The sequence below is a fragment of the Agromyces subbeticus DSM 16689 genome, assembly GCF_000421565.1.
Taxonomy (GTDB): Bacteria; Actinomycetota; Actinomycetes; order Actinomycetales; family Microbacteriaceae; genus Agromyces; species Agromyces subbeticus.
This window is the reverse complement of sequence record NZ_ATXG01000013.1, coordinates 117,579-142,145: the sequence shown is the minus strand read 5'-3', so window position 1 is coordinate 142,145 and position 24,567 is coordinate 117,579. Positions and strand designations below refer to the sequence as shown.

Below are 24,567 nucleotides of genomic sequence, written 5' to 3'. Positions count from 1 at the left end.
GGCTCGCAGGCCCCGCAGTCGACGCACTCGTCGGGGTGGATGTAGAGCGAACGCTCACCCTCGTAGATGCAGTCGACCGGGCACTCGTCGATGCACGCACGGTCTTTGACGTCGACGCAGGGCAGCGCGATGACGTACGTCACGAGAGGGCCAGTGCTGCCGAACGGGAGATCTCGACCTGCTCGTCGCGGGGCACGACCTTCACGCGCTCGCGCACGACGCCCGCGTAGTGCTCGGGCGCCTCGAACGTCTCGCCGAGCTCGCGCTCGTGCGCGTCGAGGGCGAGCCAGCCCTGCCACGTCGTGAACGCGACCTCTCGCTCCTCGAGCAGCTCGAAGACCTCGGCGCCGCCTGCGGCGTCGACGAGCGGGGCGGGCAGCGCGCCCGCCGCGGCATCCGCCATCAGATTCGTGATGGTCTCGAGCGCGTCGCCCTTGGTGTGGCCGATGAGTCCGACCGGGCCGCGCTTGATCCACCCGGTCGCGTAGACGCCCGGCAGGTGAGCGCCGGCGGCATCGGTCACCCGACCGCCCGCGTTGGGAACGACCGCTGCGCGCTCGTCGAAGGGCAGCCCATCGATCGGCGAGCTCGCGTAGCCGACGGCGCGGTACACGGCCTGCACCGGCACCTCGACGAACTCGCCGGTGCCCTCGACCGAACCGTCGCCGACCGGGCGGGTGCGCTCGAAGCGCACGGCCTCGACGGCTTCGCTGCCGAGCACCTCGACGGGCGTGTGCAGGAAGTGCAGGTGCAGGCGGCGCGATGCGGTGTAGTCATGATCGGCGGGCTTGCGCCAGCCGTTCAGCGTGCGGGTCATCACCTTGACCTGGTTGTTCGACGCGAACAGGGCTTCGGCGTGCGGGTCGTTCGCAGCGCGCTCGAAATCGTCGTCATACACCACGACGTCGACGTCGGGCACCTCGCCGAGCTCGCGCAGCTCGATCGGCGTGAACTTGACGTGGCCGGGGCCGCGGCGGCCGAACACGTGCACGTCGGTCACGGGCGACGCCTCGAGCCCGGCGACGACGTTGGCGGGCACATCCGTCGACAGGATGTCTCTCGGGTGCTTGGCGAGCACGCGAGCGACGTCGAGGGCCACGTTGCCGTTGCCGATGACCGCGATCGACTGCGCCTCGAGCGGCCACTCGCGCGGAACGTCGGGGTGGCCGTCGTACCAGGCCACGAAGTCAGCGGCGCCGTAGGAGCCGGGCAGGTCGATGCCGGGGATGTTCAGCGGTGCATCCTTCAGCGCGCCGGTTGCGAAGATGATCGCGTCGTAGCGCTCGCGCAGCTCGTCGACCGTGATGTCTTTGCCGACCTCGACGTTGCCGATCAGGCGGATGGTGCCGGCGTCGAGCATCTCGTGCAGCGACTTGACGATGCCCTTGATGCGCGGGTGGTCGGGCGCGACGCCGTAGCGGATGAGCCCGTACGGGGCCGGAAGCGACTCGAACAGGTCGATCGCGACCTCGGCGCCGGCCTCGGTGGCCTGACGATTGAGGATGTTGCCGGCGTAGATGCCGGCTGGGCCGGCTCCGACGATCGCGACGCGAAGGGAACGGGTCATTGCTGGGTGGCCTCTCGGTTCGGAACGTGTGGGTCGAAGAGCGACGAGGGAACTTCTCGGGATGTCTGATGCTCGGTCGAGCGGTCTCGAGACGGTCGCTGCGCTCCTTCCTCGACCAGCGGTTCAGCATACGGGCTGAGCCTGACGACATCGCCGACGACGACGACGGCGGGCGAGCGGATGCCGCGGCGGGCGGCCTGCAGCGCGATCGTGTCGAGCGTGCCCACCGTGACCCGCTGGCGCGGGCCGTAGCCGTCTTCGATGATAGCAACCGGGCAGTCGGCGCCGCGCTCGCCCCGGGCGAGCGTGATCGCGGAGTTGGCGAGCGTGCCGATGCCCATGAGCAGCACGACGGTGTGATCGGGGCCTCCGCCGAGCGAACGGATCTGCTCGTGGCCGGTGACCACGGTGAACGTGGTCGCGAGCCCGCGGTGCGTGAGCGGGATGCCGGCGATCGCGGGCACCGAGATCGCACTCGTGATGCCGGGGACGACCTCGACGTGAATGCCCGCGTCCCGGCAGAACGCGAGCTCTTCGCCGCCACGGCCGAAGATGAACGGGTCGCCGCCCTTGAGCCGTACGACCTGCTTGCCGTCGCGCGCGAGCGTGACGAGCAGGGCGTTGATCGCGTCTTGGGGCACGGCGTGGTGGCCGGGCAGCTTGCCGACGTCGACGACCTCGGCCGTGAGCTCGACGCCCTCGGCGGCCAGCCCGTCGAGCACGCCGCGCGCGCCGAGCCGGTCGGCGACGATGACGTCGGCCGCTTCGAGGGCGCGCAGGCCGCGGATCGTGAGCAGCCCGGCGTCGCCTGGGCCGGCCCCGACGAGGGTGACGCGGCCGTCGGCGGTCACTTGGTGCCGCCCTGCAGCAGGCCGCGACGGCGCAGCATGCGGCGCTCGAGCGGAGCGAAGAAGACGAGCTCGATCAGGATGCCGATGGCGAGGATCACGAGGATGGTCGCGAGCACGCCAGCGAGGTCGGCGAGCTCTCGGCTCTGGTCGAGCATCGAGCCGAGTCCGAAGCCGATCGTGCCGCCGGTCGCGATGATCTCGGCGGCCATGAGCGAGCGCCACGAGAACGCCCAGCCCTGCTTGAGGCCCGCGACGTAGCCGGGCAGCGCAGCGGGAAGCACGACGAGGGTGGCGAGCCGCGCAGGGCCGGCTCCGAGCACGGTGCCGACGCGCCGCAACTGCGGTGGAACCTGCTCGACGCCCGAGATCAGGCCGTTGATGATCGAGGGCGTTGCGCCCATGAGCACGACGAAGTACACCGTGGCATCGGTGAGCCCGAACCAGAGGATCGCCGCAGGCACCCACGCGACCGAGGGCAGCACCTGCAGGCCCGAGATGATCGGGCCGATGGCGCGGCGCAACGGCTTGACCTCGGCGAGGAGCAGGCCGAGCGGAGTTCCGACGACCACGGCGATGAGGAATCCGAAGACGCCGCGCTCGAGGCTCGTGAGCACGGCCGTCTGCAGGCGGTCCGACTGCCAGGCGTCGGAGATCGCGGTGACCACGCTGATCGGGCTCGGCACGATGTCGGGGCGGGGCTGCACGATCCAGACGTAGACCTGCCACGCCGCGATGAGCACGACCACGAAGATGATCGGCGGCAGCACGCTCGTGGTGAAGGTTCGCCACGCGTTCGTGCCGCGCGCGTCGTCGGTCTGCAGGCGGTCGAGACCGGCCTCGAGGCTGCGGAGGTCGTCGGCTTCGTTGGTCGAGTAGCGAGCGCCAGCGAGCGTATCGAGACCGGATGAGGCGGGGTCTGCGGCGGGGGTCTCGGTACGCTCCTTCGTCGCTACTCGACCGGCGGTGGGGTCCTGCGTTCCTCGACCGGCGATGTCGTCATGCGGCATTTCGGCGGATCTCCTTTCGGAGCTGCTCGGTGATCTCGATCGAGAGCGCCGCGACCTCGGGCGATTCGATGCGGCGGCCGGAGGTCTCGGCGATGCGCCATTCGCCGGCGACGCGGCCGGGGCGGCTCGAGAGCAGCACGACGCGCTGCCCGAGCCGGGCGGCCTCGCGCACGTTGTGCGTGACGAAGACGATGGTGCGGCCGGTGCGGCGCCAGACCCGCTCGAGTTCCTCGTGCAGCAGGTCGCGGGTGATGGCGTCGAGCGCCGCGAAGGGCTCGTCCATCAGCAGCACCGGTCGGTCCTGCGCGAGCGCCCGGGCGAGTGCGACGCGCTGCCGCATGCCGCCCGACAGCTCGTGCGGGCGCTTCTCCGCGGCATCCGCGAGGTTGACCGTGTCGAGCAGTTCGAGCGCTTCCGCGCGCCGTGCCGTGCGAGCCACGCCCCGCAGGCGCAGCGCGAGCTCGACATTCTGGCGGGCGGTGAGCCACGGCATGAGCGCCGATTCCTGGAACATCACGGCGGCGCCCTCGGCCGGCACGTCGATCGCGCCCGTCGTCGGCCGGTCGAGCCCCGCGATGAGGTTCAGCAGTGTCGACTTGCCGCAGCCCGATGCGCCGAGCAGGCAGACGAACTCGCCGCTCTCGATCGACAGGTTCACGTCGTCGAGCACGAGCGGGCCGGCGCCGAAGCGCTTGCCCAGTTGTTCGATGCGGATGGCCGCCTGCCCGCTCATGGTGGCTACTCCTCGCCCAAGCCGCCGGCCGAGACCGGCTCGGCGCCGTCGGCTTCGAGCAGCTCGTTGAGCAGGCGCAGGTCGAACAGTCCGTCGATCGAGCCGTCCTTCTGCGTGCCCGCCTCGAGGCCGTTCGCGACGAGCGTCTCGAACGTCTCGGCATGCGGGTCGACCGAGAAGGTGACGTGCTCGAGCGCGCGGGTGATGACCGCGTCGGCGAGCGGTTTGCCCGTCTCGGCCTCGAGTGCGGTGTTGATCACGGCGGGCGCCTCGTCGGCGTGATCGCCGAGCCAGGCGACGGATGCCACGTGGCCGTCGAGCAGCGCCCGCACCGTCTCGGGGTGCGCCTCGAGGAACTCGGCGCGCACGAGGAGCACCGTCGTGGGGAAGGCGCCGCCGGGCCAGAGCTCGGCCTCGTCGACGAGCACGTGCGCGCCGTTGCCACCGTCGGCGAGGAGCCGCGACACCCACGGCTCGGGCAGCCAGGCACCGTCGACGCCGCCCTGCTGGAAGAGCGCCAGCGTCTGCGCGTTCTCGGTCGGCGTGATGTGCACGTCGCCGCCGCCCGTCGTGTCGGTCTCGAAGCCCTCGTCTGCGAGCCAGGCGCGCAGCGCCACGTCTTGCGTGTTGCCGAGCTGCGGCGTGGCGATCGTCGTGCCGTCGAGGTCGTCGGCCGAGTCGATGCCCTCGCGAACGACGAGCGCGGCGCCGCCCGTCGCCGCGCCGGCGACGATGTGCGCCGACTGCCCGCCCGACTGGATGAAGGTGTTGATCGACGGGTTCGGGCCGATGTAGGTCGCGTCGATGGCACCGGCCGAGAGCGCCTCGATGGCCGCCGGCCCGGCGTTGAAGACCTGGGTCGTGAGCTTCGTGTCGCCGAGCGCGTCGGCGAAGAGCCCTTCTTCGAGGCCGACGAGTGCCGGGGCGTGCGTGACGTTGGCGAAGTAGCCGAGGCGCAATTCCTCTGCCGGAGCCGTCGAGGCCGACGCCTCCCCCGTCTGTCCAGCCGCCGCCGGAGCGCAGCCGCTCAGCGCGAGCACGGCCGCGGCGATGATCGCCGCGGCGAGCATCATGCCGCCCACCAGGCCGATGCGGGTGCCGACGCGGGATGTTGCGTTCATGCTGCTGCTCCTTCGGTGCTGGTGTTGCGGTTCGGTTGGGGTGGTCGGCTCGTCGCTCACGCGACGGGCCGGGTGACGATCGCGGCCGCGAGGGTCGCTCCGTCTTGCGGGTGGATCACGAGGAACGCACCGGCACGGCGATGATCGGCGTAGGCCTCCAGCGGAAGCTCGGCCGAGAGTTTGAGCGAGACCTGCCCGATGTCGTTGGCCTCGAGGCGATCGGCCGGGTCGAGGCCGAGCGTCGTGAGGTCGCGGCGACCGTCGATCGAGGTGACAAGTGCCTGCACGGTCGAGGTTCCGGTCTTCACGAGCACGCGCGCGCCTGGCGTGAGCGGCCGCGGGTCGAGCTGGAAGACGGATGCCTCGAACTCGCGCCGGGCCACCGGCAGCGAGCCGGATGCCGCGATGACCGCGCCGCGCGCGGCGTCGAGTTCATCGGCGAGGCGCAGCGAGACCGATTGCGGGGCCGACGCCGCCTCGAGCCGGGCCGAACCGGCGTCGATGCCGACGACCGTCGTCGTGGCGCCGCCCGGGAAGACCTGCACCTCGTCGCCGAGTCGCACGGTGCCCGAGGCGATGCGCCCGGCGAACGCCCGGTAGTCGCGGAACTGCTCGGGGTCGTCGACGTCGTGCGCCACGGCGCCCTGCGGGCGGATGACGAGCTGCACCGGCATCCGCAGCGCTTCGAGCTCGGACTCGAGCTCGTCGAGGGAGGTCAGCGTCTCGAGCAGTTCGAGGAGGCTCGGCCCCTGGTACCACGGCGTGTTCGCCGATCGCTCGACGATGTTGTCTCCGGCGAGCGCCGACACCGGAATGACGTGCGCCTCGGGGAGCCCGAGTTCGCGGGTGAGCGCGGTGACCTCTGCCGCCACCGGGGCGAACGCCGCCTCGGCGTAGTCGAGCAGGTCGATCTTGTTCACCGCGACGATCACGTGGGGAACCCGCAGCAGCTGCACGACCGCGAGATGCCGGCGCGTCTGCTCGAGCACGCCCTTGCGCGCGTCGATGAGCACGATCACGGCATCGGCGGTGGCGGCACCCGTGACCATGTTGCGCGTGTACTGCACGTGTCCCGGGCAGTCGGCGAGGATGAACGAGCGGCGACCCGTCGAGAAGTAGCGGTACGCGACGTCGATCGTGATGCCCTGCTCGCGCTCGGCGCGCAGGCCGTCGGTGAGCAACGCGAAGTCGATCGCGCCCGGCTCGCCGCCGAAGCCGCGCTCGGCCGAGGTGCGGGCGACCGACTCGAGCTGATCGGCGAGGATCGCCTTCGAATCGTGCAGCAGGCGGCCGACGAGGGTCGACTTGCCGTCGTCGACGGAGCCTGCGGTCGCGAAGCGGAAGAGCGTGCTCTCGGTGGCGGTCGACGTCATCAGAAGTACCCGTCCTTCTTGCGATCCTCCATGGCGGCCTCTGAGATGCGGTCGTCGGCCCGGGTCGCCCCGCGCTCGGTGAGCGTCGAGGTGGCGACCTCGCGCACGACATCGGCGACGGATGCCGCATCGGACTCGACGGCACCGGTGCAGCTCATGTCGCCGACCGTGCGGTACCGCACCGTGCGGGATTCGATGACCTCGTCGGCCCGGGCGGGCGACACGTCGCTCACCGCACGCCACATGCCGTCGCGCAGGTACACCTCGCGCTCGTGCGCGAAGTAGAGCGGCGGCAGCGCGATCTGCTCGCGCTCGAGGTAGCGCCAGACGTCGAGCTCGGTCCAGTTCGAGATCGGGAAGGCGCGCACGTGCTGGCCGACCGTGTGGCGGCCGTTGTACAGGTCCCAGAGCTCCGGTCGCTGGTTCCGGGGATCCCACTGGCCGAACTCGTCGCGCAGGCTGATGATGCGCTCCTTGGCACGCGCCTTGTCTTCGTCGCGGCGCGCGCCGCCGAAGACGGCATCGTGCCTACCCGCGGCGATCGCATCGAGCAGGGGCTGGGTCTGCAGCGGGTTGCGGGTGCCGTCGGCGCGCTCCTGGAGACGGCCGTCGTCGAGGTAGTCCTGCACGGAGGCCACCTCGAGGCGGATGCCGAGACGCGCGACGGTCTCGTCGCGGAACGCGATGACCTCGGGGAAGTTGTGGCCGGTGTCGACGTGCAGCACCGGGAACGGCACGCGGGCCGGCCAGAACGCCTTCGCGGCCAGGTGCAGCACGACGACCGAGTCCTTGCCGCCCGAGAACAGCAGCACGGGCCGCTCGAACTCGGCGACGACCTCGCGGATGATGTGGATCGCCTCGGACTCGAGCGCGTCGAGTGCCGAGAGCGACCTGCCGGCCGGCGTCGGGGTGTCGGCGGGCTCGACCCGCACGGATGTCGTCTCGCTCATACGTGCAACCCGCATTCCGTCTTGTCGAGGCCCGACCAGCGGCCGGCTCTGGGGTCTTCGCCCTCGGCCACTCGCCGGGTGCACGGCTCGCAACCGATCGACGGATAGCCCTGGGTCAGAAGGTCGTTCACCGGCACGCCGAAGGCGTTCGAGTAGTCGATCAGCTCGTCGAAGCTCCACGCCGCGAGCGGGTTGACCTTGACCAGCCCGTTGCGCTCGTCGAACGTCACGAGCGGAGTGTTCGTGCGAGTGGGCGCCTCGTCGCGGCGCACGCCGGTGAACCACAGCTCGTAGCCCGTGAGCGCATCGTGCAGCGGCGCGACCTTGCGCATGGCGCAGCACTCCGCGGCGTCGCGGGCGAACAGCTCGAGCCCGAACTTCGCGTTCTGCTCGGGAACGGAGAGCTCTGGCAGCACGTCGACCACGCGCACATCGAGCTCCGCCGCGACCCGGTCGCGCGTCTCGTAGGTCTTCGCGAAGTGATAGCCCGTGTCGAGGAAGAGCACGTCGATGCCCGGCAACGACTGGGCCACGACATGCGGGAGCACGGCGTCGGCCATCGAGCAGGCAACGGCCGCGGCATCCGCATCGAAGTTGCGCGCGACCCAGGCGATGACCTCGTAGGCGGATGCCTCGTCGGCGGCGAGGCTGCGGAGTTCGGCGTTGCCCGCGTCGGCCAGCGCACGCAGTTCGTCGTGCGTGCGGCGCACGGTCGCCCGCGGGACCAGGGAGACGCTCATCGCAGTTGCTCCTCGTCGACTCGGTGGGCCCATTCGGCGAACGTCTCGTCGGCCTCGGCGGCTCGGCTCGCGAGGAAGCGCTTGACGACCCGTTCGACGTAGTCGGCGATGCCGTCGGCTTCGACCTTGAGTCCGCGCACCGTGCGGCCGAGGCCCGCCTCTTCGCGATCAGCCGTCGCGAGGCCGCCGCCGAGGTGCACCTGGTAGCCGGGAACCTGTTCGCCGGCGTCGCTCATGACGAGTTGGCCCTTGAGGCCGATGTCGGCCGTCTGGATGCGGGCGCACGAGTTCGGGCAGCCGTTGACGTGCAGGCTGATCGGGTGCGGCAGGTCGAAGCCGTCGAGTGTGCGCTCGAGGTCGAGCACGGCCGCGGTCGCGAACGCCTTGGTCTCGACGATCGCGAGCTTGCAGAACTCGATGCCCGTGCAGGCGATCGTGCCGCGGCGGATGAGGCTCGGGCGGGCCGAGAGGCCGAGCTCGTCGAGGCCCGTGATGAGCGACTCGACGCGGTCTTCGGGGATGTCGAGGATGACGATCTTCTGGTGCGGCGTCGTGCGCAGGCGCGAGGAGCCGTGCGCCTCGATGAGCTCGGCGAGCTTCGCGAGCGTCGGACCCGAGACCCGGCCGACGATCGGCGTCGCGCCCACGTAGAAGCGGCCGTCTTTCTGACGGTGCACGCCGACGTGATCGCCGTGCGCGAGCGGCTTGGGCGCGGCGGGTCCGTCGGGCAGCGGCGACTCGAGGTACTCGGTCTCGAGCACCTGGCGGAACTTCTCGGTGCCCCAGTCGGCGAGCAGGAACTTGAGGCGCGCCTTGTTGCGCAGGCGCCGGTAGCCGTAGTCGCGGAAGATCTGGGCGACGCCGTGCCAGGCCTCTGCCACGCGCTCGGGAGCGACGAAGACACCGAGCCGCTCGGCGAGCCTCGGCGATGTGGAGAGCCCGCCGCCGACCCACAGGTCGTAGCCGATGCCGAGGTCGGGGTGGTGGACCGCGACGAAGGCGACGTCGTTGATCTCGTGCACGACGTCTTGGCTCGGGTGGCCGGTGATTGCCGTCTTGAACTTGCGCGGCAGGTTGGCGAGCGACTCGTCGCCGATGAACCGGCTCGTGATCGCGTCGATCTGCGCTGTGGGGTCGATGAGCTCGTCGGCGGCGATGCCGGCGACCGGCGAGCCGAGCACCACGCGGGGCACATCGCCGCAGGCCTCGGTCGTTCCGAGGCCGACGGCCTCGAGGCGGCGCCAGATCTCGGGCACGTCCTCGACGCGGATCCAGTGCAGCTGCACGTTCTGGCGGTCGGTGAGGTCGGCGGTACCCCGCCCGAAGTCGATCGAGATGTCGGCGATCACGCGAAGCTGCTCGGTCGTGAGCTGCCCGCCGTCGATGCGCACGCGCAGCATGAAGAACTCGTCTTCGAGCTCGTGCGGCTCGAGGGTCGCGGTGCGGCCGCCGTCGATGCCCGGCTTTCGCTGCGTGTACAGGCCCCACACCCGGAAGCGGCCGTGCAGGTCGGTCGGGTCGATCGAGGCGAACCCGCCCTTCGAGTAGAGCTTCTCGATACGGTCGCGCACGCTCAGGCCGTTGTCGACCTGCTTCCACTCCTCGTTGCCGTTGAGCGGCGCGGTGCCGTCGACCTTCCACTGCCCGTGCGGACGGCTCGCGGGACGCGGCGGACGCTCACCGGAACGGGGCGTCGGCCGGCTCGGCGCGTCGATCGTCTCCTGCGTCATGTCTCTCCTCGGTCGCCCGCGAGTTGCGGGTTCGACCGAGGCTAGGCGCGATCGCCGAGCGCCGGAACGCCGGTCGTCACATCACGGCAAGGAAGGACACACGACGTCAACTCGGGCAACACGGCGTCACATTCCGTCGCCGACGACGCGAGACGCTAGAGTTCCCGGCGCGTGAGACGCTAAGCTCCCTGGTCCGTCTCCGGGGTGGTACCCGCCGCCACCACCCCCGCCGCGTAGCGATCGAGCACGATCTCGACGAGCGGCGACGGAGTGTCGTGCGGGGTGAGCAGCGGCTCGGTGATGAGGCCGGCGCCCGCGGCCGCCGCGAGATCCTGGAAGTAGCCCGGCGCCAGCAGATAGCTCGCCGCGACGACCCGGCGGCCACCGCCGCTCTCCCGCACCGAAGCGACGGCGTCGCCGAGCCGTGGTTCGGCCGCCGAGAGGAAACCGACCGTCACCGGCATCCCGAGTGCCGCAGCGAGCCGCGCGCCCATGTCGTGGCAGTCGTCGACGGCGCGCACGTCGCTCGAGCCTGCGACGGCCAGCACGATCAGGTCGTCGGCGGTCGCGCCGGCCTCGTCGAGCCGGCGGCGCAGCACCTCGACGAGCCGATCGTCGGGACCGAGAGCGGCAGCGAGCCGCACCGATCGCTCGGGGATCGCCTCGATCTCCCGCCGCAGGTCGACGTGCACGTGGTACCCCGCCGAGAGCAACAGGGGAACGACGACCGCCGGGAGCGTGTCGGGCAGCTCGCCGAGTGTCGCCGCGACATCCGGCTGTTGCACGTCGACGTGACCGAGGCGCACCGTCGCGGGCGCTGCGGTGGCGAGCGTGCCGGCTCGCGCCTCGACCGCCGCCTCGACGGCATGGACGAGCGCGCGCACCGCTGCCTGTCCGTCAGCCGACGCCGTGCCATGCGAGATGCCGACGAGCGCGGCCCCGGTGAAGTCCATGCCTCCATCGTGCCGTGCCCCGGCTCGCGCCGCCAAACGTCGATGTCGGGGTCGAGTGTCAACCACGATTGACACGCCGCGCATCGTCAACTACCGTTGACGGCATGGATGACCACACGCTCCGCACCGCGATCGCGGCGGCCGACGGCGACGACCCCTACCGAGCGCTCCGAGACCTGCATCGCGCTCGCCTCGAACTCACCCGCGATCTCGATCGCGCCGAGGCCATCGCCGTGCGACGCGCACGCGCCGCGGGCTCGAGTTGGCAGCTCATCGCCCTCGCCCTCGAGGTCTCCAAGCAGGCGGTGCACAAGAAGTACGGGCGCAGCTAGGCCACGTAAGCTGCAATGCGGCGACTCGCGGAACCCGAGCGGATGCGGCATCCGCTCGCCGTGCGACCAGGAAGCGAAGATGAGCGACACCGACACCCGACGTTCCCCCTTCAGCCGGCGCGCGACCCCACCGGGGCCGCGCGCGACGTTCCGGCAACTGCTGCCCTTCATCTTCGAGCACCGGCCGGTGCTCGTCGTCGTGGCGGTACTGAGCGTCATCGGCGCCCTCGCGAGCCTCGCCCAGCCGTTGCTCGTGAGCCAGGTCATCTCGATCGTCGAGGCAGGCGGTCCGCTCGGCGGCATCGTCTGGGCGCTCATCGCGCTCGTCGTGATCAGCGGCGTCATCACCGGGTACCAGCACTACCTGCTGCAGCGCACCGGCGAAGGCGTCGTGCTCTCGAGCCGCAAGCGACTCATCGGCAAGCTGCTGCGGCTGCCGATCGCCGAGTTCGACACCCGGCGCACCGGCGACCTCGTCTCGCGGGTCGGCAGCGACACGACGATGCTGCGCGCAGTACTCACCCAGGGGCTCGTCGAGGCGGTCGGCGGCACCGTCACCTTCGTCGGGGCGCTCATCGCGATGCTCATCATCGACCCCGTGCTGCTCGGCCTGACGGTGCTCGTGATCGCCGTCGCCATCACGACGGTGACACTGCTGTCGCGCCGGGTGCGCGAGGCGTCGCACGCGGCGCAGGAGAAGATCGGCGACGTCGCGGCATCCGTCGAACGCGCCATCAGCGCCGTGCGCACGATCCGTGCAGCGGGCGCGACCGAGCGCGAGATCCGCGACGTCGAGGCCGAGGCCGAGGGCGCGTGGCAGATGGGCGTGAAGGTCGCGAAGATCTCGGCGCTCATCGTGCCGGTCGCCGGAATCGCGATGCAGGTGTCGTTCCTCGTGGTACTGGGCGTCGGCGGCTTCCGGGTGGCATCGGGCGCCATCGAGGTCTCGAGCCTCGTGGCGTTCATCCTGTTCCTGTTCATGATGATCATGCCGCTCGGCTTGTTCTTCGGTGCGATCACCTCGGTGAACCAGGCGCTCGGCGCCCTCGGCCGCATCCAGGAGATCCTCGACCTGCCCGACGAAGACACGCACGACCGCGAGCTCGCGCCGCTCGCGCTCATGGTGGGCGAGGCCAACGCCGCCGTGCTTCCGGGCGCCGCAGCGATCGAGTTCGACGGCGTGCACTTCGCCTACGCGACGACGCGCTCGGATCCCGCCGACCCGGGCAATGACTCGGACGACGAGCACCTGCCCGAGCCCGACGTCACCGACCGGCAGCCGGTGCTGCGCGGCGTCTCGTTCCAGGTGCCGCGCGGGCAGCGCATCGCACTCGTCGGCCCCTCAGGCGCCGGCAAGTCGACGATCCTCGCGCTCATCGAGCGGTTCTACGACCCCTCGGTCGGCATGGTGCGCATGGGCGGGCTCGACCTGCGCTCGCTCGATCGCGCAGAGCTGCGGGCCCAGATCGGCTACGTCGAGCAGGACGCACCCGTGCTCGCCGGCAGCCTGCGCGACAACCTCAAGCTCGGCAGCCCCGACGCCACCGACGCCGCGTGCGAGCAGGTGCTGCGCGCGGTGAACCTCGGCAGCGTGCTCGACCGCGACCCCGCGGGCCTCGACGCCGCGGTCGGCGAAGACGGCATCATGCTCTCGGGCGGCGAACGGCAGCGACTGGCGATCGCCCGGGCACTGCTGGCCGCTCCCCCGGTGCTGCTGCTCGACGAGTCGACGTCGTCACTCGACGGCGTCAACGAGCGCATGATGCGCGAAGCGATCGACGCCGTCTCGGCCGGCCGCACGCTCATCGTGATCGCGCACCGGCTCTCGACGGTCATCGACTCCGACCGCATCATCGTGCTCGACGAGGGCCGGGTCATCGGCGAGGGCACGCACGCCGAGCTCGTCGCCGCGGTGCCGCTCTACCGCGACCTGGCGGCGCACCAGCTGCTCGTCTGAGCGGCGGCGCAGGCCGGCCCGCACCGACTATTCGGCGGCCGACGGCTCGGCCTCGACAGGCGCACCGCGCTTCTGCCACGGCCAGCGGCCCGAGATCTCGAGTTCGAGCGACCAGCTCAGGAAGGTTCTGATCAGCACGATCACGGCCAGCACCGCGACCGAGTCGAGCGTCGGCGTGACGGCGACCGTCTTGATGATGTCCGCGGCGACCAGCAGCTCGAGGCCGAGCAGGATGGCACGACCGAGCACGCGCCGGAACCGGGTGTAGACGGGACTCACCCGGCGAAGCCCGCGCAGCGCGGCGTCGAGCACCGCGTAGACGACGCCGATGACGATCGCGGCGACCCCCAGCACGTCGATGATCTCGCCGACCGCTTCGATGATGCTGCCGAACTCCATGAGACCCCCTCGCCGACTGCCTTCGGGCACACGCTAGCGCCGCAGGCACCAGCGGTGCGCGCGACGTGCCGCGATCCCGGCGCACGACGAAGCGCCCCGCGGAATTCGTGGGGCGCTTCGTCGTCAGCCCGCTACGCGCCCTGGTGCTGCAAGTGGTAGCGCAGGCTCGCGAGCTCGGCCCGCAGCGCCGCGGGCACCCGGTCGCCGAACTGGGCGAAGTACTCCTCGGTGAGGTCGCACTCGGCCAGCCACGAGTCGCGGTCGACATCGAAGAGCTGCTCGAGCGCGGCATCCTCGATCTCGAGGCCGTCGAGGTCGAGCGAATCGGAGGCCGGGAGCAGGCCGATCGGCGAATCGACGGCGTCGCTCGAGCCCTCGAGGCGGCCGACGACCCACTCGAGCACGCGCGAGTTCTCGCCGAATCCGGGCCAGAGGAACGAGCCGTCGGCGCCCTTGCGGAACCAGTTGACCTGGAAGATCTTGGGCGCGTTCGTGCCGAGCACGCGACCCATCTTCACCCAGTGACCCCAGTAGTCGGCCATGTTGTAGCCGCAGAAGGGCAGCATCGCGAACGGGTCGCGTCGCAGCTCGCCGACGGTGCCCTCGGCCGCCGCGGTCTGCTCCGACGAGATCGTCGCGCCCATGAACACGCCGTGCTTCCACGAGCGCGCTTCGGCCACGAGCGGCACGTTGGTGGCGCGCCGGCCACCGAACAGGATCGCGTCGATCGGCACGCCGTCGTGGGCATCCCAGTCGTCGGCGATCTGCGGGCACTGCGCGGCGGCGACCGTGAAGCGCGAGTTCGGGTGCGCGGCGGGGCGGCCGGAGGCCGGCGTCCAGTGCTTGCCCTCCCAGTCGGTCAGTTCGGCGGGAGCCTCGTCGGTGAGCCCCTCCCACCAGATGTCGCCGTCGGGGCGCAGTGCCACGTTCGTGAAGATCGTGTTGCCCCAGAGCGTCTGCACGGCGGTCGGGTTGGTGGTCTCGCCGGTGCCGGGAGCGACGCCGAAGAAGCCCGCCTCGGGATTGATCGCGTAGAGGCGGCCGTCTTCGCCGGGGCGCATCCACGCGATGTCGTCGCCGATGGTCTCGACCTTCCAGCCGGGAATCGTCGGGCGCAGCATCGCGAGGTTCGTCTTGCCGCACGCCGACGGGAACGCCGCGGCCACGTGGTACGCCTTGCCCGCGGGCGAAGTGATCTTGATGAGCAGCATGTGCTCGGCGAGCCAGCCCTCGTCGCGGGCCATGACCGAGGCGATGCGCAGCGCGAAGCACTTCTTCGCGAGCAGGGCGTTGCCGCCGTAGCCCGAGCCGTACGACCAGATCTCGCGCGAGTCGGGGAACTGCACGATGTACTTCGTCTCGTTGCAGGGCCAGTCGGCTTCGGCCCGGCGGTGCCCGATGCCGTCGATGAGCGGGTAGCCCACCGAGTGCACGGTGCGAACCCACGGCTCAGCGGCCTCGATGAGGCGGTAGACGGCGTCGCCCATGCGCGTCATGATGCCCATGCTGAGCACGACGTAGGGCGAGTCGGTGATCTCGACGCCGAGCTGCGAGATGGGGCCGCCGAGCGGGCCCATCGAGAACGGCACGACGTACATCGTGCGGCCCTTCATGGAGCCGTCGAACACGTCGAGCAGTTCGCCGCGCATCTCGCGGGGGTCGCGCCAGTTGTTGGTCGGACCGGCATCCTCTTCGTAGGTCGAGCAGATGAATGTGCGGTCTTCGACGCGAGCGACATCGCGGGCATCGGTGCGCGCGAGGTAGCTGTTCGGGCGCCACTCGGGATTGAGCTTGATGAGCTTGCCCTCGGCCACGAGCTGCTTCGTCAGCAGGTCGGCCTCGTGCTGTGATCCGTCGCACCAGACGATCTCGTCGGGCTTCGTGAGCCCGGCGATCTCATCGACCCAGGCGCGCAGGGCGGGGTCAGTGGTGCCGCGCGAGGCGCGAGTGGCGTCGGATGCCTCGGTGCCGATCGAGAAGTCGGAGATGGTCATCGTCGTCCCTTCCAAGGTGGTGCCGACCGTGGCCGGAAATGGTTCGTACTTCAAGAATGCGCGCGATTGGAGCATCCGTTCGACCAAATGAGGTGTTAAGAACTCGTGATCTTTCGCTATTCTTAATCCATGAAGGCAGGCTCCCCAGACCTCGCGACCCTCGGCCAGCGCATCCGTCACTTCCGCGGCGAGCGCGGCCTCACGCTCGACCAGCTCGGTGAGGCGATCGGGCTCGCCGGCAGCCAGCTCTCGCTCATCGAGAACGGCAAGCGCGAACCGAAGCTCTCCACGCTCGACGCGCTCGCCGCCGCGCTCGGCGTCGAGCTGGCCGACCTGCTCGCGCGCGAGGCCCCGAGCCGAAGGGCCGCCCTCGAGCTCGAGCTCGGCCGAGCGCAGTCGAGCGCCCTCTACGCGAGCCTCGGCTTGCCGGCCATCAAGCCGGGGCGCGGCATCACCGACGAATCGCTCGAGGCGATCGTCGGACTCCACCGCGAGCTGCAGCGGCGCGCGAGCGAGGCCATCGCCACCCCTGAAGAAGCCCGGCGCGCCAACACCGAGTTGCGCGAGCTCATGCGCGAACGCGACAACTACCTCGACGACATCGAGCAACTCGCCGAAGACCAGGTGCGCGCCTCGGGGCACCGCTCGGGCGCCCTCACGCACCGCGAGGTGAGCGTCATGGCCGAGCGTCTCGGCTTCCAGCTCATCTACGTCGAAGACCTGCCCGATTCGACTCGCTCGATCACCGACATCGCGAACGGCCGCATCTACCTGCCGCCGGCGTCGATCCCCGGCGGGCACGGGCTGCGCTCGATGGCCCTCCAGGCCGTGGCGCACCGACTGCTCGGCCACGAGCGTCCGGCGAGCTACGCCGAGTTCCTCTGGCAGCGGCTGCAGATCAACTACTTCGCGGCCGCGTGCCTGATGCCGCGCGAGGCATCCGTCGCCTTCCTCCAGGCGGCGAAGAAGGAGAAGCGGCTCGCGATCGAGGACTTCCGCGACGCGTTCGGCGTCACGCACGAGGCTGCCGCCCTGCGGTTCACGAACCTCGCGACCACGCACCTCGACATGACCCTGCACTTCTTGCGCGTCGCGGGCGACGGCGCACTGCTGAAGGGCTACGAGAACGACGGCCTGCCGCTGCCGACCGATGTCACCGGCTCGATCGAGGGCCAGTGGGTGTGCAAGAAGTGGAGCGCGCGCACCGCGTTCCGGCACACCAACCGCACGACCGAGAACTACCAGTACACCGACACCTCGGTCGGCACCTTCTGGTGCGCGACGCAGACCGGGCGAACGGATGCCGCGGAGTTCTCGATCTCGGTCGGGGTGCCGTTCAACCAGGCCAAGTGGTTCCGGGGTCGCGAGACCACCCAGCGCGCGGTGTCGACCTGCCCTGACGAGTCGTGCTGCCGGCGCGCGCCATCGGAGCTCGCCGAACGCTGGGCCGGGCGCGCGTGGCCGAGCGCTCGCCTGCACGCCCACGTGCTCTCGCCGCTGCCGTCGGGCACCTTCCCCGGCGTCGATGACTCCTCGGTGTACCAGTTCCTCGAGGCGCACGCCGAGCAGTAGCCCGCGCAATTCCACGGCATCCGCAGCACTATGAAGTCTCGGTTGCATTAGTGTGTGTCACACAGTATCGTGTGACACATGAACCCCGAAGAGACGACCGCTGGGCACCTGCAGGAGCTCCGCCGCGGCACCGTCGTGCTCGCGTGCCTCGTGCGCCTGCGCATCCCCGACTACGGCTACGCGCTGCTCGAGTCGCTGAACACGCTCGGCATCCTCGTCGACGCGAACACGCTCTATCCCCTGCTGCGGCGACTCGAGAAGCAGGGCCTGCTGACCAGCGAGTGGAACACCGACGAGGCGCGACCCCGCAAGTTCTACCGAACGAGCCCGAGCGGCGAGCAGCTCGCCGATGCCCTCATGACCGATTGGCGTCGCATCGACGATGCGCTCGCCGGACTCACGACCGGAGACGAGAAATGACCATCCTCACCGACCGCTACATGTGGGCCGCCGCCCGCACCCTGCCCGAAGCGCAGCGCGCCGAGTTCGACCGTGAGCTCCGCGAGCGCATCGGCGACGCGACCGACGCGCTCATCGAGGCCGGTGCGTCGCCCGACGACGCCGAGCGAGCAGCGCTCACCGAACTCGGCGACCCCGCGGCACTCGCCGCGCACTACGTCGACCGGCCGTTGCACCTCATCGGGCCGCGCTACTTCCTCGCGTGGTGGCGTCTGCTGAAGCTCCTGCTCATCACCGTGCTGCCCTTCGCGGCCATCGGCATCGCGATCGCGCAGGCCGTCACGGGCGCCACCGTCGGCGGCATCATCGGTGCGGTCATCGGCGTCGGCATCTCGGTCGGGGTGCACATCGCCTTCTGGACCACGCTCGTGTTCGCGATCCTCGAACGCACGCCGGCGCCTGCCGGCCGTCGGGGCATCGACGTGGCCTGGACCCTCGACATGCTGCCCGCACTGCCCGAGCCCGGCAAGGCGTCGCGCCTCGCCGAACTCATCTCGTCGGTCGTGTTCCTTGTCGTCTTCGCCGCGGCGATCGTCGTGCAGCAGTTCGGCGTCCCGTGGGTGCCGGAGCTCGCCTCGGTGCCGATCCTCGATCCCGCGCTGTGGTCGTTCTGGCTGCCCTACTTCCTCGGGCTGATCGGCCTCGAGATCCTCTTCGCCGTCGCGATCTACGCCTGGGGTTGGAACTGGTGGCTCGCCGCCGGCAACCTCGTGCTGAACATCGCCTTCACCCTGCCGGCGCTGTGGCTGTTCCTCACGGGGCAGCTCATCAACGAGACGGCGCTCGAGGCGATGCGGTGGCCGTGGGGTGATTCCGCGCCGATCATCGTGACGATCGTCGTGCTGGTCGCGATCGGCGGTGCGCTGTGGGACGTCATCGACGGCGTGATCAAGACCGTGCGTGCGCGTGGCGCAGCGCGGGCAACGGCCTGACGAGCACAAGCACGACACGATCGACCCGAAGACCACGGATGCCGCGTGCCAGCCCCTGATCGGGCGGCCACGCGGCATCCGTGCGTCGCAGACGACGCTCGCAGTCGACTACTTCGGCTGCATGCGGATCGCGCCGTCGAGGCGGATCGTCTCGCCGTTGAGCATCGGGTTCGCGATGATCGATCGCACGAGTGCGGCGTACTCGGCGGGGTGGCCGAGCCGAGACGGATGCGGCACCTGTGCCTCGAGCGAGGCCCGCACGTCGTCGGCCATGCCGGCCATCATGGGCGTCTCGAAGATGCCGGGCGCGATCGTGACGACCCGGATGAGCAGCTTCGACAAGTCGCGTGCGATGGGCAGGGTCATGCCGGCGACCGCGGCCTTCGACGCCGAATAGGCGGCCTGGCCGATCTGACCGTCGAACGCCGCGACCGACGCGGTGTTCACGATGACGCCGCGCTCGGCGGTGGCCGGGCCGCCAGCGACACCTCCCGACACGGGCTCGTTCGCGGCCATCGCCGCAGCGGCGAGGCGGGTCACGTTGAACGTGCCGATGAGGTTCACCCGGATCGTGCGCTCGAACGCCTCGAGCGGGGCCGGGCCGTCGCGGCCGACCGTGCGCCCCGCGGTGACGATGCCGGCGCAGTTCACGGCGACCCGCAGCGGTGCGAGGGCGGATGCCGCGTGGACGGCGGCCTGCACCTCGGCCTCACTTGCGACATCCGCTGCGACGAACCGCGCACGCTCGCCGAGCTCGGCCGCGGCCTCTTCGCCTCGCGGGCCGGGCAGGTCGATGAGCACGACGGATGCCCCGCCGTCGATGAGTGCTCGAGCGGTGGCGCGCCCGAGGCCGGATGCGCCACCAGTGACGATCGCCGATACGCCGTCGAGTTCCATGTCTGCTCCCTTGTCGTGAGTACCGTTCGTTCGTCGTGAGCGGGCGAAGACACGCCCTCCGGCGGCCGCCGCACCGCGTGTCTTCGCCCTCTCAGCAGCGCGCAGCGTCAAGCATGCCGACCGTCGACGCGCCTTAGATGCGCTCGATGATCGTGGCGTTCGCCATGCCGCCGCCCTCGCACATCGTCTGCAGCCCGTAACGGCCGCCCGAGGCCTCGAGCTGGTTGACGAGCGTCGTGAGCAGCCGCGTGCCCGATGAACCGAGCGCGTGGCCGAGGGCGATCGCGCCGCCGCGAGGGTTCAGCTTCGCGGCATCCGCGCCGGTCTCGCGCAGCCATGCGAGCGGCACCGACGCGAACGCCTCGTTGACCTCGTAGGCATCGATGTCGTCGTGGCGGAGCCCGGCGCGCTCGAGCACCTTCGCCGTCACCGGAATGACGCCGGTGAGCATGTACAGCGGATCGCTGCCGACCACCGAGAACGCCCGGAATCGCGCCCGCGGGGTCAGCCCCAGTTGCTCGGCACGTTCGGCGCTCATGATGAGGGCGGCCGAGGCGCCGTCGGTGAGCGGCGAGGAGTTGCCGGGGGTGATGCGCCACTCGATCTCGGGAAATCGCTCGGCGAGTTCGTCGGTGCGGAATGCCGGGTTGAGGCCGGCGAGCGAATCGACGGATGTCGCGGGCCGCACCGTCTCGTCGGTGAGCGTGTCGACGCCGGGCACGGGCACGACCTCGCTCGCGAACGCGCCGGTCGATTGGGCGACGGCGGCGAGAGTGTGCGAGTGCGCCGCGAAGTCGTCGAGCTCGGCGCGCGAGAAACCCCACTTCGCCGCGATGAGCTCGGCCGAGACGCCCTGGTTCACGAGGCCGTCGGGGTAGCGCGTGCGGATGCGGCTGCCGTAGGGATCGGCGCCGGAGGTGCTCGATCCGAGCCGCACGCGGCTCATCGACTCGACGCCGCAGGCGATCACGATGTCGGCCTGGCCCGCGAGCACCGCTTGCGCGGCGAAGGTCGCTGCCTGCTGACTCGAGCCGCACTGGCGGTCGATCGTCGTGCCCGGCACGCTCTCGGGGAATCCGGCCGCCAGCACGGCGTTGCGGGTGATGTTGTAGCTCTGCTCGCCGATCTGGCTGACGCACCCGCCGATGACGTCGTCGATGAGAGCGGGGTCGAGGTCGTTGCGGTTCACAAGCGTGTCGAGCACACCCGCGAGCAGGTCGACGGGGTGCACCTCGGAGAGGATGCCTCCGGGCTTTCCCCGGCCCACGGGCGTGCGGACGACGTCGACGATGACGGCTTCGGTGCTCATGCTCCCAGCCTACGACGGTCTCCCGAGGGATGCCCGGGCATCCGCCTGCGCCGGGGCATCCGCTCGATGCCACCCGACGGTGAGTCAGACTGCGGCGACGACCTCGCGCTCGAGCACGACGGGCTGCCGCTCGGGCAGCACGACGGGGTGGCTGCCCGCCATCGCCTCGATGACGCGCACGACCTGGCACGAGTAGCCGTATTCGTTGTCGTACCAGACGTAGACGATCGCGTCGGTGCCGTCGGCGATCGTCGCGAGCCCGTCGACGATGCCGGCCCGGTTCGAGCCGACGAAGTCGGTGGAGACCACCTCGGGCGACTCGATGTAGTCGACCTGCTGGCGCAGCGGCGAGGTGAGCGAGACCTGGCGCAGGTAGCGGTTCAGCTGCTGCTTCGATGCGGGCCGCTCGAGCTGCAGGTTCAGGATCGCGAGCGAGACGTCGGGCGTCGGCACGCGGATGGCGCTGCCGGTGAGCTTGCCGGCGAACGAGGGCAGCGCCTTCGCGACGGCCTTCGCGGCCCCGGTCTCGGTGATGACCATGTTGAGAGCTGCCGAGCGCCCACGCCGGTCGCCCGAGTGGAAGTTGTCGATCAGGTTCTGGTCGTTCGTGAACGAGTGCACCGTCTCGACGTGGCCGCGCACGACGCCGTAGGCGTCGTCGATCGCCTTCAGCACGGGCGTGATGGCGTTCGTCGTGCACGAGGCGGCTGAGAGGATCGTGTCGGTCTCGGCGATGTCGTCGTGGTTGATGCCGTGCACGATGTTCTTGATCGCGCCCTTGCCGGGAGCGGTCAGCAGCACCCGGGAGACGCCCTTCGACTGCAGGTGCTGCGACAACCCGGCCTCGTCGCGCCAGCGGCCGGTGTTGTCGACGACGATGGCGTCGTCGATGCCATAGGCCGAGTAGTCGATCGACGCGGGGTCATTCGAGTAGATCACCTGGATCAGGGTGCCGTTGGCGAGGATCGTGTTCGCGACCTCGTCGACCTCGATCGTGCCGGCGAAGGGGCCGTGCACCGAGTCACGGCGCAAGAGGCTCGCGCGCTTGACGAGATCGTTGTCGGACCCCTTGCGCACGACGATCGCGCGCAACCTCAGCCCCTTTCCGTTGCCGGCATGCGAGATGAGGATGCGGGCGAGCAGGCGTCCGATGCGGCCGAAGCCGTAGAGCACGACATCGGTGCCGGATGCCTCGGGCTCGCCCTCGGCGGCGATGACCGGCGCCAACTCGTCGCGCACGAAGTCGGCGAGCTCGCGGGCATCGCCCTCGCCGACGGCGTCGGCGTAGCGCGCCACGAGCCGGGCGACGTCGACGGATGCCGGGCCGGGCGCGATGTCGCGCAGCACTTCGAGCACGCGCATGGTGTCGGCGAGGTCGAGTTCGACCTCACCCGCCTGCCGCGCGAAGCGATGCGCCTTGAGCAGCGCGATCGCTGATCGGTTGATGAGCCGTCGCCCATGGATCGAGGTCACCACCCCGTGATCTCGGTAGAGGCCGCCGATGAGCGGGATCATCCGCTCGGCGAGCTCCTCTTTGGCGATCCATTCGGTGCGGCGGGCGTCGAACTCGTTGCTCACGGTCTTCCTTCTCGGTCGAGCGCGTGCAGGTGGGCAGCGTCGACCACGTCAAATCTTCAGGGGATGCCGTGAATTCTACGGTGTTCGGCTGAGCCCGCGTTCAGCCGGCCGGCGGCACGTCGTCGACGAACCCGATGTCGGAGCTCGCGACCCGCTGCGGCACCCCGTCGAAGGCCGCGGCGCGCTCGGGCGAGGCGAGGTACGCCTGCTCGAGACGCGTGAACTCGTCGCGATCACCGGGTGCGCTCACCGCCCAGACGAACTCGTTCGATTCGCGCAGGCCGTAGGCGAACTCGATCGCGAACCCGGCCGCTGGTCGCACGCCGGGCATCCAGCGCTGCCACCACTCGACGAACGCATCGTACTGACCATCGACAAGGGTGTATCGGCGCAACTGGATCGTCTTCACCCGCCCATTCTGCCGTGCGCGCCGCGGCAACCGCTCATGACCGGCTTCGACACCGGTGGCGAACCGGTGTCGTATACGATCGCAGCGAGTCCTGACAACGAAGTGGAGCCGCGCTTGCTCGAACCAGCACGCATCGCAGAGATCGCCGACGAACTCGTCGCGGCCGACCGCGATCGCACGATCGTGCCGCTGCTCACGGCCCGGAATCCCGACATGACCGTCGACGACGCCTACGCCGTGCAGCACCTGTGGGCCGAGCGCCGCGCCGCCGCCGGGCGGCGCATCATCGGCCGCAAGATCGGCCTCACCTCGAAGGTCATGCAGGTCGCGACCGGAATCACCGAGCCCGACTACGGCGTCATCTTCGATGACATGGTGATCGACTCCGGGGCATCCGTCGAGTTCGACCGCTTCTCGAACGTGCGCGTCGAGGTCGAACTCGCCTTCGTGCTCGAGAAGCCGCTCCAAGGGCCGGATGTCACGATCTTCGACGTGCTCGACGCCACGGCCTACGTCGTGCCGGCTCTCGAGATCCTCAACTCGCACATCGAGATGACGGGCCGCACGATCGTCGACACGATCAGCGACAACGCCGCGATGGGCGCGATGGTGCTCGGCGGCCGGCCCGTGAAGGTCGACGAGGTCGACCTGCGCTGGGTCTCGGCCCTGCTCTCCCGCAACCAGACGATCGAGGAGTCGGGCGTCGCCGCAGCGGTGCTCGGACACCCGGCGCTGGGCGTCGCCTGGCTCGCGAACAAGCTCGCCCAGCACGACCAGTCGCTCGAGGCGGGCCAGATCATCCTCGCGGGTTCGTTCACCCGTCCGATGTGGGTCGAGCGCGGCGACACCGTGCACGCCGACTACCGAGACCTGGGAGCCGTCACATGCCGATTCGAATGACCCTGCCGCCGACGCTCGGCGCGCGGATCGCGGCATCCGATCGCACGCAGTTCGGGGCATGGGTGTGCTCGGGCAGCGCCGTCAACGCCGAGATCGTGGCCGGCAGCGGCCTCGACGTCGTGCTCATCGACGCCGAACACTCGCCGAACAGCCTCGAGACGATCCTCGCGCAGCTGCAGGCCGTCGCCGCCTACCCCGTCGCGCCGCTCGTGCGACCGCCGTTCGGCGACCCGGTCGTGATCAAGCAGTACCTCGACATCGGGGTGCAGAACCTGCTCATCCCGATGGTCGACTCGGTCGAGCACGCCGAGGCGATGGTTCGCGCGGTGCGCTATCCGCCGCACGGCATTCGCGGGGTCGGCAGCGCGCTCGCTCGCGCATCGCGCTGGAACCGGGTCGAGAACTACCTCACCGAGGCGTCGTCGACCGTGTCGCTCTTCGTGCAGATCGAGTCGGCGGCCGCGCTCGCCCAGGTCGAGCGGATCGCCGCGGTCGACGGGGTCGACGGCATCCTCATCGGTCCGGCCGACCTCGCCGCCTCGATGGGGCTCATCGGCCAGCAGGAGCACCCCGACGTCGTCGCGGGCGTGCTGCGCTCGATCGACGCCGCACGAGCCGCGGGCAAGCCCGCCGGCGTCAACGCCTTCGCTCCGGCTGCGGCCGACCGCTACGCAGCGGCCGGCGCGGCGTTCGTGCTCGTCGGCGCCGATGTCGCGCTGCTCGCCCGCGCCACCGAGGCGCTCGCCGATCGCTTCGGCGCAGTGAATGCCGCCGCCCCCACCGAGAGCTACTGACAACCCGCGA

Annotated in this window: 22 protein-coding genes and 2 pseudogenes; 7 read left to right on the top strand and 17 right to left on the bottom strand. The window is 70.3% G+C overall.

Annotated features, from left to right (window positions below; all coding sequences use genetic code 11):
- The 11 genes and pseudogenes from H521_RS26505 to H521_RS23880 all read right to left on the bottom strand — a co-directional run.
- A pseudogene (locus tag H521_RS26505) lies at positions 1-143 on the bottom strand (ferredoxin); the annotation flags it as partial.
- Positions 140-1,567, bottom strand: coding sequence for an FAD-dependent oxidoreductase (locus tag H521_RS0116295; protein ID WP_022894087.1), 1,428 nt, complete (start codon positions 1,565-1,567; stop codon positions 140-142). The gene H521_RS0116295 and the pseudogene H521_RS26505, both read right to left, overlap by 4 nt.
- Positions 1,564-2,418 (bottom strand): uroporphyrinogen-III C-methyltransferase, encoded by an 855-nt coding sequence (gene cobA / locus H521_RS23890; protein WP_022894086.1) that lies wholly within the window; start codon positions 2,416-2,418, stop codon positions 1,564-1,566. The genes H521_RS0116295 and cobA overlap by 4 nt, the downstream gene beginning before the upstream one ends.
- Positions 2,415-3,425 (bottom strand): ABC transporter permease, encoded by a 1,011-nt coding sequence (locus H521_RS23885; RefSeq protein ID WP_022894085.1) that lies wholly within the window; start codon positions 3,423-3,425, stop codon positions 2,415-2,417. Before H521_RS23885 ends, cobA begins: the two co-directional genes overlap by 4 nt.
- Positions 3,415-4,047: pseudogene (locus H521_RS0116280) on the bottom strand (ABC transporter ATP-binding protein); the annotation flags it as partial. The gene H521_RS23885 and the pseudogene H521_RS0116280, both read right to left, overlap by 11 nt.
- Positions 4,048-4,163: 116 nt before the next feature.
- A complete protein-coding gene (locus H521_RS0116275; protein WP_022894083.1) occupies positions 4,164-5,279 on the bottom strand; it encodes an ABC transporter substrate-binding protein in 1,116 nt (371 codons plus the stop codon).
- A gap of 56 nt (positions 5,280-5,335) precedes the next feature.
- Positions 5,336-6,652 (bottom strand): sulfate adenylyltransferase subunit 1, encoded by a 1,317-nt coding sequence (locus tag H521_RS0116270; RefSeq protein ID WP_022894082.1) that lies wholly within the window; start codon positions 6,650-6,652, stop codon positions 5,336-5,338.
- The gene (gene cysD / locus H521_RS0116265) at positions 6,652-7,602 is read right to left on the bottom strand and encodes a sulfate adenylyltransferase subunit CysD (protein WP_022894081.1); all 951 of its coding nucleotides are present in this window, start codon (positions 7,600-7,602) and stop codon (positions 6,652-6,654) included. Before cysD ends, H521_RS0116270 begins: the two co-directional genes overlap by 1 nt.
- Positions 7,599-8,342: a phosphoadenylyl-sulfate reductase gene (locus H521_RS0116260; RefSeq protein WP_022894080.1), complete on the bottom strand. Its 744-nt coding sequence runs from the start codon at positions 8,340-8,342 to the stop codon at positions 7,599-7,601. Before H521_RS0116260 ends, cysD begins: the two co-directional genes overlap by 4 nt.
- Positions 8,339-10,072, bottom strand: coding sequence for a nitrite/sulfite reductase (locus H521_RS0116255; protein WP_022894079.1), 1,734 nt, complete (start codon positions 10,070-10,072; stop codon positions 8,339-8,341). The genes H521_RS0116260 and H521_RS0116255 overlap by 4 nt, the downstream gene beginning before the upstream one ends.
- Positions 10,073-10,251: 179 nt before the next feature.
- The gene (locus H521_RS23880; RefSeq protein ID WP_022894078.1) at positions 10,252-11,025 is read right to left on the bottom strand and encodes a sirohydrochlorin chelatase; all 774 of its coding nucleotides are present in this window, start codon (positions 11,023-11,025) and stop codon (positions 10,252-10,254) included.
- A 104-nt stretch (positions 11,026-11,129) separates the two neighbouring features.
- On the opposite strand from H521_RS23880, the gene H521_RS0116245 reads away from it, so the two are divergent.
- Both H521_RS0116245 and H521_RS0116240 read left to right on the top strand, forming a co-directional pair.
- A complete protein-coding gene (locus H521_RS0116245) occupies positions 11,130-11,357 on the top strand; it encodes a hypothetical protein (protein ID WP_022894077.1) in 228 nt (75 codons plus the stop codon).
- A gap of 79 nt (positions 11,358-11,436) precedes the next feature.
- Complete coding sequence (locus H521_RS0116240) at positions 11,437-13,314, top strand: ABC transporter ATP-binding protein (protein ID WP_022894076.1); 1,878 nt, start codon at positions 11,437-11,439, stop codon at positions 13,312-13,314.
- Positions 13,315-13,341: 27 nt separating this feature from the next.
- Here the strand turns inward: H521_RS0116240 and H521_RS0116235 are convergent, their stop codons facing one another.
- Both H521_RS0116235 and H521_RS0116230 read right to left on the bottom strand, forming a co-directional pair.
- Complete coding sequence (locus tag H521_RS0116235; protein WP_022894075.1) at positions 13,342-13,713, bottom strand: DUF1622 domain-containing protein; 372 nt, start codon at positions 13,711-13,713, stop codon at positions 13,342-13,344.
- Positions 13,714-13,844: 131 nt separating this feature from the next.
- Positions 13,845-15,707 carry a phosphoenolpyruvate carboxykinase (GTP) gene (locus tag H521_RS0116230; RefSeq protein ID WP_026482382.1) on the bottom strand — a complete coding sequence of 621 codons (1,863 nt, stop codon included), beginning with the start codon at positions 15,705-15,707 and terminating at the stop codon, positions 13,845-13,847.
- A gap of 129 nt (positions 15,708-15,836) precedes the next feature.
- Between H521_RS0116230 and H521_RS0116225 the strand changes: the two genes are divergently transcribed.
- The 3 genes from H521_RS0116225 (at position 15,837) to H521_RS0116215 (ending at position 18,670) form a co-directional block, all read left to right on the top strand.
- Entirely contained in the window at positions 15,837-17,279 is a 1,443-nt protein-coding gene (locus tag H521_RS0116225) for an XRE family transcriptional regulator (RefSeq protein WP_022894073.1), read from the top strand.
- Positions 17,280-17,357: 78 nt separating this feature from the next.
- The gene (locus tag H521_RS0116220; RefSeq protein WP_022894072.1) at positions 17,358-17,699 is read left to right on the top strand and encodes a PadR family transcriptional regulator; all 342 of its coding nucleotides are present in this window, start codon (positions 17,358-17,360) and stop codon (positions 17,697-17,699) included.
- The gene (locus tag H521_RS0116215) at positions 17,696-18,670 is read left to right on the top strand and encodes a permease prefix domain 1-containing protein (protein ID WP_022894071.1); all 975 of its coding nucleotides are present in this window, start codon (positions 17,696-17,698) and stop codon (positions 18,668-18,670) included. The genes H521_RS0116220 and H521_RS0116215 overlap by 4 nt, the downstream gene beginning before the upstream one ends.
- 108 nt (positions 18,671-18,778) lie before the next feature.
- On the opposite strand, the gene H521_RS0116210 is transcribed toward H521_RS0116215, so the two are convergent.
- From H521_RS0116210 to H521_RS0116195, 4 genes are all read right to left on the bottom strand, one after another.
- Positions 18,779-19,567 carry an SDR family NAD(P)-dependent oxidoreductase gene (locus H521_RS0116210; RefSeq protein WP_022894070.1) on the bottom strand — a complete coding sequence of 263 codons (789 nt, stop codon included), beginning with the start codon at positions 19,565-19,567 and terminating at the stop codon, positions 18,779-18,781.
- Between the two features lie 133 nt (positions 19,568-19,700).
- Positions 19,701-20,876: a thiolase family protein gene (locus H521_RS0116205; protein WP_022894069.1), complete on the bottom strand. Its 1,176-nt coding sequence runs from the start codon at positions 20,874-20,876 to the stop codon at positions 19,701-19,703.
- Positions 20,877-20,960: 84 nt separating this feature from the next.
- Positions 20,961-22,391, bottom strand: coding sequence for a glyceraldehyde-3-phosphate dehydrogenase (locus H521_RS0116200; RefSeq protein ID WP_245561011.1), 1,431 nt, complete (start codon positions 22,389-22,391; stop codon positions 20,961-20,963).
- A 163-nt stretch (positions 22,392-22,554) separates the two neighbouring features.
- Positions 22,555-22,863, bottom strand: coding sequence for a hypothetical protein (locus H521_RS0116195; protein ID WP_026482380.1), 309 nt, complete (start codon positions 22,861-22,863; stop codon positions 22,555-22,557).
- Between the two features lie 114 nt (positions 22,864-22,977).
- Here H521_RS0116195 and hpaH point away from each other — a divergent pair, with 114 nt between their 5' ends.
- Both hpaH and H521_RS0116185 read left to right on the top strand, forming a co-directional pair.
- Positions 22,978-23,763, top strand: a complete 786-nt coding sequence (gene hpaH / locus H521_RS0116190) for a 2-oxo-hept-4-ene-1,7-dioate hydratase (RefSeq protein WP_026482379.1) — start codon at positions 22,978-22,980, stop codon at positions 23,761-23,763.
- Positions 23,748-24,557, top strand: a complete 810-nt coding sequence (locus H521_RS0116185; RefSeq protein ID WP_026482378.1) for an aldolase/citrate lyase family protein — start codon at positions 23,748-23,750, stop codon at positions 24,555-24,557. The genes hpaH and H521_RS0116185 overlap by 16 nt, the downstream gene beginning before the upstream one ends.
- The last annotated feature ends 10 nt before the right edge of the window (positions 24,558-24,567 follow it).

Excerpts from the sequence above, each read along its gene's own strand:
- H521_RS0116220 (WP_022894072.1), top strand. The coding sequence starts at position 17,358 with ATGAACCCCGAAGAGACGACCGCTGGGCACCTGCAGGAGCTCCGCCGC.
- H521_RS0116205 (WP_022894069.1), bottom strand. The coding sequence starts at position 20,876 with ATGAGCACCGAAGCCGTCATCGTCGACGTCGTCCGCACGCCCGTGGGC.
- H521_RS23880 (WP_022894078.1), bottom strand. The coding sequence starts at position 11,025 with ATGGACTTCACCGGGGCCGCGCTCGTCGGCATCTCGCATGGCACGGCG.
- H521_RS0116215 (WP_022894071.1), top strand. The coding sequence starts at position 17,696 with ATGACCATCCTCACCGACCGCTACATGTGGGCCGCCGCCCGCACCCTG.
- H521_RS0116275 (WP_022894083.1), bottom strand. The coding sequence starts at position 5,279 with ATGAACGCAACATCCCGCGTCGGCACCCGCATCGGCCTGGTGGGCGGC.
- H521_RS0116210 (WP_022894070.1), bottom strand. The coding sequence starts at position 19,567 with ATGGAACTCGACGGCGTATCGGCGATCGTCACTGGTGGCGCATCCGGC.
- H521_RS0116225 (WP_022894073.1), top strand. The coding sequence starts at position 15,837 with ATGAAGGCAGGCTCCCCAGACCTCGCGACCCTCGGCCAGCGCATCCGT.
- cysD (WP_022894081.1), bottom strand. The coding sequence starts at position 7,602 with ATGAGCGAGACGACATCCGTGCGGGTCGAGCCCGCCGACACCCCGACG.
- H521_RS0116255 (WP_022894079.1), bottom strand. The coding sequence starts at position 10,072 with ATGACGCAGGAGACGATCGACGCGCCGAGCCGGCCGACGCCCCGTTCC.
- H521_RS0116230 (WP_026482382.1), bottom strand. The coding sequence starts at position 15,707 with ATGACCATCTCCGACTTCTCGATCGGCACCGAGGCATCCGACGCCACT.
- H521_RS0116295 (WP_022894087.1), bottom strand. The coding sequence starts at position 1,567 with ATGACCCGTTCCCTTCGCGTCGCGATCGTCGGAGCCGGCCCAGCCGGC.
- H521_RS0116185 (WP_026482378.1), top strand. The coding sequence starts at position 23,748 with ATGCCGATTCGAATGACCCTGCCGCCGACGCTCGGCGCGCGGATCGCG.
- H521_RS0116200 (WP_245561011.1), bottom strand. The coding sequence starts at position 22,391 with ATGATCCCGCTCATCGGCGGCCTCTACCGAGATCACGGGGTGGTGACC.
- H521_RS23885 (WP_022894085.1), bottom strand. The coding sequence starts at position 3,425 with ATGCCGCATGACGACATCGCCGGTCGAGGAACGCAGGACCCCACCGCC.
- H521_RS0116260 (WP_022894080.1), bottom strand. The coding sequence starts at position 8,342 with ATGAGCGTCTCCCTGGTCCCGCGGGCGACCGTGCGCCGCACGCACGAC.
- H521_RS0116240 (WP_022894076.1), top strand. The coding sequence starts at position 11,437 with ATGAGCGACACCGACACCCGACGTTCCCCCTTCAGCCGGCGCGCGACC.
- H521_RS0116270 (WP_022894082.1), bottom strand. The coding sequence starts at position 6,652 with ATGACGTCGACCGCCACCGAGAGCACGCTCTTCCGCTTCGCGACCGCA.
- H521_RS0116245 (WP_022894077.1), top strand. The coding sequence starts at position 11,130 with ATGGATGACCACACGCTCCGCACCGCGATCGCGGCGGCCGACGGCGAC.
- H521_RS0116235 (WP_022894075.1), bottom strand. The coding sequence starts at position 13,713 with ATGGAGTTCGGCAGCATCATCGAAGCGGTCGGCGAGATCATCGACGTG.